An 11,896-nucleotide genomic window follows, 5' to 3' on the forward strand; every position below is an offset into this window, starting at 1 on the left:
TAAGCTTCCTGTGAAGGCTTGTTCTATTCTCCCTTATCCAATCATAAACATGTACAAAAGTGCATTATGATTGTGAGGGGTAATGATGAGCCAATACTATGAAACGAACCAGACAAAAAGTAATTTGCCAGACCACGATTTAGTGATGAGAGGCAGACGGACACTTGAGATTACGGGAGTAAAGCAAGTTGAAAGCTTCGACAATGAAGAGTTTTTACTAGAGACTGTCATGGGATTCCTTGCGATCAAGGGCCAGAACCTCCAAATGAAAAATCTGGATGTCGACAAAGGCATTGTATCGATCAAGGGGAAAATCTTCGACCTGGTCTATCTTGATGACCAGCACGGGGAGAAAGCTAAAGGCTTCTTTAGCAAGTTATTCCGATGACATTGTCGACCCAATTTTTGACGATGCTCGCCATGATTGGGATGGGCAGCTTATTCGGAGCTTCACTTGATACCCATAATCGTTTTCTGAAAAGGTCAAAACGAAAGTCATGGATTGTCTTTATCAATGACATCTTGTTTTGGGTGTTCCAGGGTCTGTCGATATTTTATGTCTTATTTTCAGTGAATATGGGAGAATTGCGTTTTTATATCTTCCTGGCATTGTTATGCGGCTTTGCAGCGTACCAGAGTCTTTTTAAAAATTTGTACCTTAAGTTGCTTGAGCGGGCCATTGCCATCACAATCAACGTGTATGTGTTTATCGTGAAGGCGATCAGGATGCTTGTGATTAGGCCGCTCCAGTTTCTGGCCGCCACCGCCTTATCAATTTTGCTTTTGACGGGAAGAGGCCTATACGCTCTAGCAAAATGGCTTCTTGCCGTTTTACTATGGCTGTTAAACAATTTCATTTGGAAACCAGTTAGGATGATATTCTTACTTTTTTGGAAACTTTTGCCGAAAATAGTTAAAAAAAGCGTCGAGAAGTTATATAATAAATTGGCAGGATTTCTAAATATAGTAAAGAATTATTCTACTAAGCCGATAAAATGGATAAAGAACTTTAAAAAATAAATTATAAGGAGGACTGCGGGGATGGGTGTCATCAGGAAAAAGAACATAGCCAGGATTGAAAATCAATATGTACAGCAGCGTGAAAAAGCAGGTATTGCAGAATCTAGAAAGCGAAAACTGCTTTTCAGGCGCCTCGCAGTCTTTGCTCTCTTCGCATCGGTCATCTCTTATTTGATGATCTCAACGTACATTTCACAGTCTTCAGCCCTCGAAAAGAAGCAGGTAGAAAAGGAACAGCATGAACAAAAATTAGCAAGCCTTCAAAAAAAGCAGGAGATTCTGGATGAGGAAATCGTCAAATTGAACGATGACGAATACATAGCAAAGCTTGCCCGCAAGGAATATTTCCTGTCCGAAAAGAATGAAATCATCTTCAACCTTCCCAAAGAGAAAAAGGACTCCCAAGATTCGCCTTATTGACACTCTTTTTTGATATTCTGTATAATATAATGTAAGTTTGATTTTTTATATCTTTAAGGAGGCAAAACTTTTTTATGTCAATCGAAGTAGGCAGCAAGCTACAGGGAAAGGTAACAGGTATTACAAATTTCGGGGCGTTTGTGGAACTGCCGGGAGGCTCAACTGGACTGGTTCATATCAGTGAGGTTGCAGACAACTATGTAAAAGACATTAATGACCACCTCAAAGTGGGCGACCAGGTTGAAGTAAAGGTTATCAATGTTGAAAAAGACGGTAAAATCGGTTTATCTATCAAGAAGGCTGTTGATAGACCAGAACGACCTGCAAGACCAGAAAGATCTGAATCAAGACCTTACTCACAGCGTCCACGCGGCGGCGGCGGCAGAGGAAACGACAACCGCAATGCCCGTCCGGAAAATTTCGAATCAAAAATGGCGAAATTTTTGAAGGACAGCGAAGACCGCCTGTCCACTCTTAAACGCGCTACCGAATCTAAGCGCGGCGGAAGAGGAGCTAGAAGAGGGTAACTTGCTGCTAAGTGAATATATATAATAGCAGGAATCATGCTATACCAAGACAAGTCTTTTAAAGGGCTTGTCTTTTTGTTTGGCTCTTTTCTCAAACTTTGTTGCTATTGACTACAAAATAGGATTAAATGGCCTATGTTTCTTCACAAAATTAAAGATTATTAGGAGAAAAGAGCTTGCACACTTAATACCGAACTACAAAATAGCTATTTTCACGTTAAAATCGGGTTTAGGATTTTAACAACAATCTTTACAAACAGCCTTTTGTTTTGTTTAGGGGTCCAAAAATGCACAAGAAAGAGAAAAGGGGTAAAAGTAAGGTCCTTGCAATGCCTGGAAATACATAAAAAACCTCGCTCCTTAAAAAGGAACGAGGTTTTTTTGTGATGACCCCTACGGGATTCGAACCCGTGTTACCGCCGTGAAAGGGCGGTGTCTTAACCGCTTGACCAAGGGGCCGTTATATAAAATTGTCTTAATAGGATGTCCAGCTGCGGCTCCTAGCTCCTCGAGTCACTTCGGTCCGTCCGATGAAGTCAAAGAACGACTTCACCTGCCGGCCCTCCAGTGCTTTTCGGAGCTAAGCAGTCGCCTCCGCTTTTCGTTAGTAGCGGCGGAGGGGATCGAACCCCCGACCTTACGGGTATGAACCGTACGCTCTAGCCAGCTGAGCTACACCGCCATATTGATAATGTGTTTTGAGGCACAAGAAATATAATACATAGATATTAAAATAGTGTCAATGGATTTTTAAAAGAAAAGAAGAAAATATTAATAGGTAAATTTTAGTGGAGTTTGGAGTGATAATAAAAATATTCCGTGGTATTTCGAGTAATTGCTTTATTTTCGGGGAAATGCGTCGAACGAAACTTTCATGCTTGTCCTTATTTTTGACAAACTTCTGGATTGCTCCCTTTTATAATAATCAGCAACGATAAAAAAAAACGGGGAGTGTATTTAATGCAAAAGGTAGAAAGGAATATGATGGAACCGATCGGTGAAGTTCATCTCGAGGAATCACGATTCAGGTTTGCAAAAGGCATGTCGAAGCTGCAATCCAAAATTGAAAACCTTTTCCTGAAAAAAGGCTATATCTTTCTGATCATTGGATTCTTGCTTGGCCGTGCCTTGATACTGGCTCAGTTGACCCCTTTTAGCCTTCCATTTTTTGCAGCGGTGTATCTGATCCGGAAAGACCGCGCACCAATTGCGCTGTTTGGGTTGGTTGCTGGAGCTGCAACATTGTCATTTACTGACGCCGTCTTCACGTTTGGTTCTGTATTCTTATTTTTACTGTTATACAAGCTGACGAAAAAATGGATCCAGAATTCTATGAAAGTGCTGCCGTTTTATATATTTTTTACTATTTTAATAGGCAAAATGTTGAAAGTTCTAATTTTGTCTGGAAATATCACTTTGTATGAAGGAATGATGACTGGAGTCGAAGCTGGTCTAGGTCTCGTGTTGACTTTCATCTTCATGCAAAGCATTCCATTGATGACAGCCAGCAAGCGCAAGCAATCATTGAAAACGGAGGAAATTGTCTGTTTGATCATCATGCTTGCTTCAGTAATGACAGGAACAATTGGTTGGACAATCTATGATTTGTCGGTAGAGCATGTAATGTCCCGGTATCTGGTCCTCATATTTTCATTTGTTGCCGGTGCCACAGTGGGTTCCACAGTCGGAGTCGTAACAGGGTTGATTTTCAGTCTCGCGAACGTATCGAGTTTTTACCATATGAGCCTGCTCGCCTTCTCTGGTTTGCTTGGCGGCTTGTTAAAAGAAGGTAGGAAACCAGGGGTGGCACTTGGATTGTTCATCGCCACACTGTTAATTGGTATGTATGGCGAAGGCGGAGGCGCGCTCGGCCAGACGCTGACCGAATCAGCGGCGGCAGTCTTGCTGTTCTTTCTTACTCCTCAATCACTTACGTCAAAAATCGCCAAACATATTCCAGGCACACCGGAGTATTCAGCTGAGCAGCAGCAATATATGAGAAAAATGAGAGATGTGACAGCACAGCGTGTCGTCCAGTTCTCAAATGTTTTTGAAGCGCTGTCGAAAAGCTTTTCTACACTTCAGGTGCAGGATGAAACGATTGAAACTGACCGCGATATGGATTATTTCTTGAGCAATGTCACAGAGAAAACGTGCCAGACATGCTTTAAGAAAGACCATTGCTGGACAAGGAACTTTAATACAACCTATGACTATATGAGTGAGATTATGCAAGAGATGGATCAAAATTCTGGTGCAGTGCCGCAAAAACTTTCCCGCGAATGGGACAAGCATTGCACCAGGTCGAAAAAGGTAATGGAAATCATGCAGCAGCAGCTGACCTATTATCAGGCGAACAAGAAACTCAAGAAACAGGTCCAGGAAAGCAGGCGACTTGTGGCTGATCAATTGCTTGGTGTTTCAGAGGTAATGGGGGATTTCGCTAAGGAAATCCAGCGTGAACGCGAAAATCATTCGAAACAAGAAGAACAAATACTTGAGGCCCTCCAGGAGTTTGGCATCCATATCGAGAATGTGGAAATCTATAGTCTGGAACAAGGGAATGTGGATATTGACATGACGATTCCATATTGCCAGGGGCATGGTGAATGTGAAAAGTTAATCGCACCCATGCTTTCCGATATCCTGAAAGAAAATATCGTTGTCAATTCAGAAGAATGTTCGACATTCCCGAATGGTTTTTGCCATGTGACATTCGGATCTGCTAAAGCCTATGCAGTGTCTACAGGGGTGGCGCATGCTGCCAAGGATGGGGACCTCATTTCTGGAGACAGTTATTCAATCATTGAGCTGAGCGGCGGAAAATACGCGATTGCCATCAGTGATGGAATGGGCAATGGCGAAAGAGCTCATTCCGAAAGCAGAGATACTTTATTACTGCTGCAGCAAATCCTGCAATCTGGTATTGAAGAAAAAGTAGCAATTAAGTCAGTGAATTCGATTTTATCGTTAAGGACAACTGATGAAATTTTCTCGACCCTCGATTTGGTCATGATCGACCTGCAAAATGCGTCTGCCCGATTCTTGAAAATCGGTTCGACGCCAAGCTTTATTAAGCGCGGCGGGAAAGTAATGAAGGTGCAGGCAAGCAATTTGCCGATGGGAATATTGCAGGAATTCGAGGTGGATGTTGTCGGTGAACAGCTGAAGGCAGGCGATCTGCTGGTCATGATGAGCGATGGCGTATTCGAAGGGCCTAAGCATGTCGAAAACTATGATTTATGGATGAAACGGAAAATCAATGAGCTTCAGACAGAAGATCCGCAGGCAATCGCAGACTTGATCATGGAGGATGTTATCCGTTCCCGAGAAGGTTCGATTGAGGATGACATGACTGTGGTTGTCGCAAAAATCGATCACAATATCCCAAAATGGGCTTCTATACCAGTGACCAATTATCAAAAAAGAGCATAACAGTTTAATTTGACCGATATGCTATTCCTTTATGTATATTTCCCCTTAACTTCGTCGAAAATGGTAACAAATTTATCATAGGCTTCTTTCTTTTACTAGATTGTAAAAATTGAGCCTGGAAGTGAGGGGATTGCATGAAAACAGGTACAATCAGGCAAATATTACTCATAACAGATGGCTGCTCAAACCAGGGTGAAGATCCAATTGCGATGGCTGCGCTGGCCAAGGAGCAAGGGATTACAGTCAATGTCATTGGTGTGATGGAACAGGATGTTATAGATGAACAGGGCATGACAGAAATTGAGGGAATCGCTTTATCAGGCGGTGGTGTCAGCCAGATCGTGTATGCGCAGCAATTATCACAAACAGTCCAGATGGTGACAAGGAAAGCGATGACCCAGACTCTTCAGGGAGTAGTGAACAAGGAACTTCAGCAAATCCTTGGCGGTGGCCGAACAGTGGAAGACCTTCCGCCGGAGCAGCGAGGCGAAGTGATGGAGGTTGTGGATGAGCTTGGGGAAACAGTCGAGCTCGATGTGTTGATTCTTGTCGATACAAGTGCAAGTATGAAACACAAGCTGCCCACAGTAAAAGAAGCCCTGCTGGACTTGAGTTTAAGCCTGAATGCCAGAGCCGGAGACAATCGATTCTCAGTATTTGTATTTCCCGGGAAAAGAAATGATGTCGAAAAATTGCTGGATTGGACCCCAAAGCTTGAGTCGCTCACGAGTATTTTTGCCAAGCTGACGACTGGAGGCATTACGCCAACAGGCCCTGCCATTCGCGAAGCACTTTCCCATTTTAATAAAAAACGATCTCTAAGGAGCCTATTGTCCGGTGATGATGAATCCTTCTTTGAAGAATCTGTGTAAGGTCATTCCTGGTACGATCATCGAAGGGAAATGGCATCATAATCGATATACAATCATTAAAGAGCTTGGTTTTGGAGCGAATGGGATTGTTTATCTGGCTAGATACAACAATAAACAAGTAGCATTGAAAATGAGTGACAATGGAATGTCGATCACTTCTGAGGTCAATGTGTTGAAATCTTTTGCCAAGGTCCAGGGATCTGCCCTCGGGCCTTCTTTGCTGGATGTGGATGATTGGGAACGTCCGGGCAAAAAAGTTAGCTTTTATGCGATGGAATTCATTAAAGGGCCAGATTTCCTCGCTTTCCTGCAGCAAAAAGGACCGGACTGGACAGGGGTGATGATACTCCAGTTGCTTGCTGATTTGGAGCTGCTCCATGAAAATGGCTGGGTATTTGGAGATTTGAAGCCGGATAACTTGATTGTGACTGGGCCCCCGGCAAGGATACGATGCATAGATGTCGGCGGTACGACGATGCAAGGCAGGTCGATTAAAGAGTTCACTGAGTTCTTCGACCGGGGCTATTGGGGGCTGGGCAGCAGGAAAGCAGAACCAGGATATGATTTATTCGCTGTCGGTATGATCATGGTCAACACGGCGTATCCAAAAAGGTTTACGAAAAAGTCGGGCGGAATAGGCGAAATCATGGACAAAGTGAAACAAGCCCGAGAATTGAAGAATTATGAAAAGGTAATCTATAACGCGCTTACCGGTAACTATCAATCAGCCATGGAAATGAGGTCTGATCTGTTGCAGGTACATCAGCCAGGTTCAGCATCGAAGAAAAGTACCGTACAGCATAAGACAGTGCCGCAAAAGCAAGCACAACAACATATAAATCCAAGTCCATCCAGGGCAAAATCAAGTTCAGCTGGCCGACAAACGAGGAAGGGATACAATAAGAAAAAGAAAAAATCCTCGGCCCTTGAAACAGTCACCATCATTCTGATTATCTCTTTATTATATTTTTTCTATATTTATAGCCAGATTACCTGATTTTTTGAAACCTTTTACCGCTACATCCGTACATAAGGGATACACCTCTGTTTTTTGAAAAAAGAAGGTTAAAAGTGTTAAGCTGAAAAATAATAAACTTGGTTATTTAGAAGATTAATGGTTTGCCGGCATGGGTATAGTCTTAAACCGGCAATACCAGTAAGGAAGAACAAGATGATTGAAAAAAAGGTAAAAGCCTTCCTCGAAAGGCATGGTTTTCAGCTGAATAACATATCCATTGCAGTTGGGGTTTCTGGAGGTCCGGACTCGCTTGCACTGCTCCACTTTTTATCAGAGCAGCGGAAACGGAATTCCTTGAAGATTGTGGCTGTCCACGTGGACCATATGTTCCGTGGTGATGAGTCTTATCAGGATGCCCTGTTTGTAAAAGATTTTTGTGAAAAACGGGGTATTCCTTTTGAGATGAAAAGAATCGATGTACCGGCCTATATGCGCGAGACAGGGCTAAGCTCCCAGCAGGCTGCCCGTGCGTGCCGATACAGCTTTTTCGAGCAAGTTATGGAAAAGCATCAGCTTCAGTACCTTGCATTGGGTCATCATGGTGATGACCAGGTAGAAACGGTATTGATGAGGCTCACCAGGGGAAGTTCCGGGAAAGCTAGGGCAGGAATACCTTTTTCGCGGGAATTGGGTCCGTTCACGATTTTTAGGCCATTTTTATGCCTGACAAAAGAGGAATTGGAAGAATATTGCTCAGTGAATCTTTTAGAACCAAGAATTGACCCCAGCAATGAGAAGGCATACTATAGCAGGAATCGTTTCAGAAAATCTGTACTCCCTTTTTTAAAGGAAGAGAATGCAGCGGTCCATGAGCACTTCCAGCGTTTTAGCGAGGAACTGCAGATGGATGAGGATTATCTTATTGAATTAACAAGCGAAGAATTGAATAAAGTAATGAAGAAAGAGGACAAAAGGATAAGTATTAGTATTAGTTCCTTTCAGGAAATGCCAATGCCTTTACAAAGAAGAGGGATTAAACTAATATTAAATTATCTTTACAATGATCGACCTGCTTCTCTTTCCGCTATACATATTGAAAAGATTTTTTCAATAATTCGCAATCCCCATCCATCTGGAACTCTTGATTTCCCCAGCGGTTTAAGAATCATACGATCGTATGGAAATTGTCACTTCGAATTGAATCCGCCAGAAAGGCAAAGCTATCGCTTCGAATTATCCGGGCCAGATCAGCTGAGATTGCCAAATGGTGGGGTCATTGATGCTCAATTGCTCAATGGTGCTCATGACAGGGAAATTTCCAATGATTGTTTTATCGTTGACCTGGAGCAAACAGGAACTCCAATGATCATCCGGACAAGGCGAAATGGCGACCGGATATCATTGAAGGGGATGACGGGTTCAAAAAAGGTAAAGGATATTTTCATCGATATGAAAATTCCATTAGCCCAAAGAGATGAATGGCCTATTGTCACAGACAGGGAAGACAGGATTCTTTGGCTTCCAGGCCTGAAAAAATCGAATCATGAATCAACAGAAGGAAACAGGTTATTACTATTAACTTATATAAAGTATTGATATCTTCCAGGGGGCACAAGGATCATGATGAAAAATGATATTGAAAAGGTATTGTTTACAGAAGAGGAAATCCAGGAAAAAACCAGGCAGTTGGCGGGTCAATTAACTGACGAGTACAAGGACCGCTTTCCGCTCGCAATTGGTGTTTTAAAAGGTGCAATGCCATTCATGGGCGACCTGCTAAAGCGCATGGATACGTATCTTGAGATGGACTTCATGGATGTTTCCAGCTATGGAAATGCCATGGTATCTTCCGGAGAGGTGAAAATCCTAAAGGACCTCGATACTTCAGTCGAAGGAAGAGACATCCTGATCATCGAGGACATCATCGACAGCGGTTTGACTCTCAGCTATCTAGTTGAGCTATTCAAATACCGTAAGGCAAAATCAATCAAAATCGTCACTCTTCTTGATAAACCAACAGGAAGAAAAGCCGATATTATAGCCGACTATGTTGGATTCATCGTTCCTGATGAGTTTGTTGTCGGATATGGCCTTGATTACGCGGAAAAATACCGTAACCTGCCATATATCGGTGTTCTAAAGCCAGAAGTATATTCAAATTAATACGGTTACAATTTAGTGAATGAAATTTCACATTTCGGGTAAGAAGCAAATATTCTGAATGTTAATTTCTTGTATTAGCATAAATTGCTATGATACTATTTAGTATAGTTTGTCTACCGTGGGAGGAGGTAAGGGATGAATCGGATCTTCCGTAATACCATCTTTTATTTATTGATATTTTTAGTCATTATCGGAGTTGTGAGTTTCTTTAATGGCAATAACCAGCCAACAGAACCAATCTCTTACGATGAATTCATGCAGAAACTAGAGGCAGGCAATGTTGAAGGTGATTTGACGCTGCAGCCTGAACGTGGTGTGTATGAGGTAAGAGGCCAGTTGGAAGGCCAGGAAGAAGGAAAAGGCTTCATCACATATGTCTGGAACAATCCAGAGACTCTTAACAGAATCGAACAAGCAGCTGAAGCTGCAAATGTAGAGATTTTGCCTGCTAAGGAAACAAGTGGGTGGGTGACGTTCTTTACGTCCATCATTCCGTTTATCATCATTTTCATTCTGTTCTTCTTCTTGCTGAACCAGGCTCAGGGCGGCGGAAGCCGTGTCATGAACTTCGGCAAGAGCAAAGCGAAGCTTTATAACGAAGAAAAGAAGAAAGTCCGCTTCAAGGATGTCGCGGGCGCAGATGAAGAAAAGCAAGAGCTTGTCGAGGTTGTTGAATTCCTGAAAGACCCTCGCAAGTTTGCTGACCTTGGGGCACGTATTCCAAAGGGAATCCTTTTGGTAGGACCTCCGGGTACAGGTAAGACTTTGCTTGCCCGTGCTGTTGCAGGGGAAGCTGGAGTGCCATTCTTCTCAATCAGTGGTTCCGACTTCGTAGAAATGTTTGTCGGTGTCGGTGCATCACGTGTACGTGATTTATTCGAAACAGCTAAAAAGAATGCTCCATGTATCATATTCATAGATGAAATTGATGCAGTCGGCCGCCAGCGTGGCGCTGGTCTTGGCGGAGGACATGATGAGCGTGAACAGACACTTAACCAGTTGCTTGTAGAAATGGACGGATTCGGTGCCAACGAAGGGATCATTATCGTAGCCGCTACCAACCGCCCTGATATCCTTGACCCAGCATTGCTGCGTCCAGGACGTTTTGACCGCCAGATCACAGTAGACCGTCCTGATGTTGCAGGCCGTGAAGCTGTATTGAAGGTACATGCTAGAAATAAGCCACTTGATGAGTCCGTTAACTTGAAAAGTATTGCGTCTCGTACTCCAGGTTTCTCTGGAGCGGATCTTGAAAATTTATTGAACGAAGCTGCGCTTGTTGCAGCCAGGAGAGATAAGAAGAAGATAGACATGGAAGATCTTGATGAAGCAACAGACCGCATCATAGCCGGTCCTGCCAAGAAAAATCGTGTCATCTCCAAAAAGGAAAGAAATATCGTTGCGTTCCATGAAGCTGGCCATACCGTCATCGGGGTTGTCCTTGATGAAGCGGAAATGGTCCACAAGGTAACGATTGTCCCTCGCGGACAGGCCGGCGGCTACGCCGTCATGCTTCCTAAGGAAGACCGTTACTTCATGACCAAACCAGAGCTTCTTGATAAAATAACTGGACTCCTTGGCGGCCGTGTAGCTGAAGAAATCGTCTTTGGTGAAGTAAGCACAGGTGCACACAATGACTTCCAGCGTGCGACCGGCATTGCAAGAAGAATGGTTACTGAATTCGGTATGAGTGATAAGCTCGGACCAATGCAGTTCGGTCAGGCGCAGGGTCAAGTATTCTTAGGCCGTGACCTGAACAATGAGCAGAACTACTCTGACAAGATCGCCTATGAAATCGACCTTGAAATCCAGGCAATCATTAAGGAAAGTTATGCGAGAGCGAAAAAACTGCTAACAGAGAATCGTGATAAGCTTGATATAATTGCGAACACATTGTTAGAGGTTGAAACCCTTGATGCAGAACAAATCAAGCATTTGATCGACCATGGCCGTCTACCTGAACGCAAAGTCAGCGTTGAGAGTGACGACATGAAAGTAAACATCAATAAGAAAAAAGATGACATGCCTGCAATCGAAGAGACTGATAAGAAAGTTGACTCAGTCATCGAAGATCCAAAGGCTATTGATGAAAATCCAAAACCAAAAGAGTAGAATTCATGAAGCAGGTGTTCTTAACGGAGCATCTGCTTTTTTATTTTGTTTGTATTAAAACCTATCTTTGTTCTTAATCCTGTTGATTGGAGTGGAAGGCGCGAAGACTCCTCCGAAAATGCAACGCATTTTCATCGTGCGTGGGCAGGTTCGAGGAAGTTCAATCAATGTCCTGCGGGATTAGCAAGTCAAGGGAGACCCCGCAGGCGCCAAAAGCGCCGAGGAGGCTCGCAGACTGCAAGGAAGAATTTGATGTTTGAAAAAGCCGGCAGTTGGGCCTTTTCATAATTCTTCCCCGCGGAAAGCGAAGCGCCTGGAACGGAAATCAACAGCCAAATTTAACACGGCATTTGCTGTAAGAGGGGTTTACTTTATTTAGTGAATTCCTG

10 protein-coding genes and 2 tRNA genes are annotated in these 11,896 nt (G+C 43.3%); 10 read left to right on the plus strand and 2 right to left on the minus strand.

The window, feature by feature from the left end:
* Window positions 1-85: 85 nt before the first annotated feature.
* The 4 genes from yabP (at window position 86) to AC0VX7_RS00370 (ending at window position 1,967) form a co-directional block, all read left to right on the plus strand.
* Window positions 86-388: a sporulation protein YabP gene (gene yabP / locus AC0VX7_RS00355; RefSeq protein WP_214710346.1), complete on the plus strand. Its 303-nt coding sequence runs from the start codon at window positions 86-88 to the stop codon at window positions 386-388.
* Entirely contained in the window at window positions 385-1,020 is a 636-nt protein-coding gene (gene yabQ / locus AC0VX7_RS00360; RefSeq protein ID WP_475426242.1) for a spore cortex biosynthesis protein YabQ, read from the plus strand. The genes yabP and yabQ overlap by 4 nt, the downstream gene beginning before the upstream one ends.
* 21 nt (window positions 1,021-1,041) lie before the next feature.
* Window positions 1,042-1,440: an FtsB family cell division protein gene (locus AC0VX7_RS00365; RefSeq protein ID WP_475426243.1), complete on the plus strand. Its 399-nt coding sequence runs from the start codon at window positions 1,042-1,044 to the stop codon at window positions 1,438-1,440.
* 74 nt (window positions 1,441-1,514) lie between these two features.
* On the plus strand, window positions 1,515-1,967 hold the full coding sequence (locus tag AC0VX7_RS00370) for a S1 domain-containing RNA-binding protein (RefSeq protein WP_041963897.1): 453 nt from the start codon (window positions 1,515-1,517) through the stop codon (window positions 1,965-1,967).
* Between the two features lie 387 nt (window positions 1,968-2,354).
* On the opposite strand, the gene AC0VX7_RS00375 is transcribed toward AC0VX7_RS00370, so the two are convergent.
* Together AC0VX7_RS00375 and AC0VX7_RS00380 are read right to left on the minus strand one after the other, a co-directional pair.
* Window positions 2,355-2,426, minus strand: a tRNA-Glu gene (locus AC0VX7_RS00375).
* A gap of 149 nt (window positions 2,427-2,575) precedes the next feature.
* Window positions 2,576-2,649: transfer RNA gene (locus AC0VX7_RS00380), tRNA-Met, on the minus strand.
* Between the two features lie 278 nt (window positions 2,650-2,927).
* Here AC0VX7_RS00380 and spoIIE point away from each other — a divergent pair.
* The 6 genes from spoIIE (at window position 2,928) to ftsH (ending at window position 11,507) form a co-directional block, all read left to right on the plus strand.
* Window positions 2,928-5,402, plus strand: a complete 2,475-nt coding sequence (spoIIE, locus tag AC0VX7_RS00385) for a stage II sporulation protein E (RefSeq protein WP_475426244.1) — start codon at window positions 2,928-2,930, stop codon at window positions 5,400-5,402.
* Between the two features lie 134 nt (window positions 5,403-5,536).
* Entirely contained in the window at window positions 5,537-6,274 is a 738-nt protein-coding gene (locus tag AC0VX7_RS00390) for a vWA domain-containing protein (RefSeq protein ID WP_475426245.1), read from the plus strand.
* Window positions 6,243-7,271 (plus strand): protein kinase domain-containing protein, encoded by a 1,029-nt coding sequence (locus AC0VX7_RS00395; protein WP_475428050.1) that lies wholly within the window; start codon window positions 6,243-6,245, stop codon window positions 7,269-7,271. The genes AC0VX7_RS00390 and AC0VX7_RS00395 overlap by 32 nt, the downstream gene beginning before the upstream one ends.
* A 174-nt stretch (window positions 7,272-7,445) precedes the next feature.
* Window positions 7,446-8,828 (plus strand): tRNA lysidine(34) synthetase TilS, encoded by a 1,383-nt coding sequence (gene tilS / locus AC0VX7_RS00400; protein WP_475426246.1) that lies wholly within the window; start codon window positions 7,446-7,448, stop codon window positions 8,826-8,828.
* A gap of 27 nt (window positions 8,829-8,855) precedes the next feature.
* Window positions 8,856-9,395 carry a hypoxanthine phosphoribosyltransferase gene (hpt, locus tag AC0VX7_RS00405; RefSeq protein ID WP_475428051.1) on the plus strand — a complete coding sequence of 180 codons (540 nt, stop codon included), beginning with the start codon at window positions 8,856-8,858 and terminating at the stop codon, window positions 9,393-9,395.
* 135 nt (window positions 9,396-9,530) lie between these two features.
* Window positions 9,531-11,507 carry an ATP-dependent zinc metalloprotease FtsH gene (ftsH, locus tag AC0VX7_RS00410; protein WP_475426247.1) on the plus strand — a complete coding sequence of 659 codons (1,977 nt, stop codon included), beginning with the start codon at window positions 9,531-9,533 and terminating at the stop codon, window positions 11,505-11,507.
* Window positions 11,508-11,896: the final 389 nt, after the last annotated feature.

It is taken from the genome of Mesobacillus sp. QJM3NY_10 (assembly GCF_056173465.1).

Coding starts and splice junctions, on each gene's coding strand:
- spoIIE (WP_475426244.1), top strand. CDS start 2,928: ATGCAAAAGGTAGAAAGGAATATGATGGAACCGATCGGTGAAGTTCAT.
- hpt (WP_475428051.1), top strand. CDS start 8,856: ATGAAAAATGATATTGAAAAGGTATTGTTTACAGAAGAGGAAATCCAG.
- tilS (WP_475426246.1), top strand. CDS start 7,446: ATGATTGAAAAAAAGGTAAAAGCCTTCCTCGAAAGGCATGGTTTTCAG.
- AC0VX7_RS00365 (WP_475426243.1), top strand. CDS start 1,042: ATGGGTGTCATCAGGAAAAAGAACATAGCCAGGATTGAAAATCAATAT.
- ftsH (WP_475426247.1), top strand. CDS start 9,531: ATGAATCGGATCTTCCGTAATACCATCTTTTATTTATTGATATTTTTA.
- AC0VX7_RS00395 (WP_475428050.1), top strand. CDS start 6,243: ATGATGAATCCTTCTTTGAAGAATCTGTGTAAGGTCATTCCTGGTACG.
- AC0VX7_RS00370 (WP_041963897.1), top strand. CDS start 1,515: ATGTCAATCGAAGTAGGCAGCAAGCTACAGGGAAAGGTAACAGGTATT.
- yabP (WP_214710346.1), top strand. CDS start 86: ATGAGCCAATACTATGAAACGAACCAGACAAAAAGTAATTTGCCAGAC.
- yabQ (WP_475426242.1), top strand. CDS start 385: ATGACATTGTCGACCCAATTTTTGACGATGCTCGCCATGATTGGGATG.
- AC0VX7_RS00390 (WP_475426245.1), top strand. CDS start 5,537: ATGAAAACAGGTACAATCAGGCAAATATTACTCATAACAGATGGCTGC.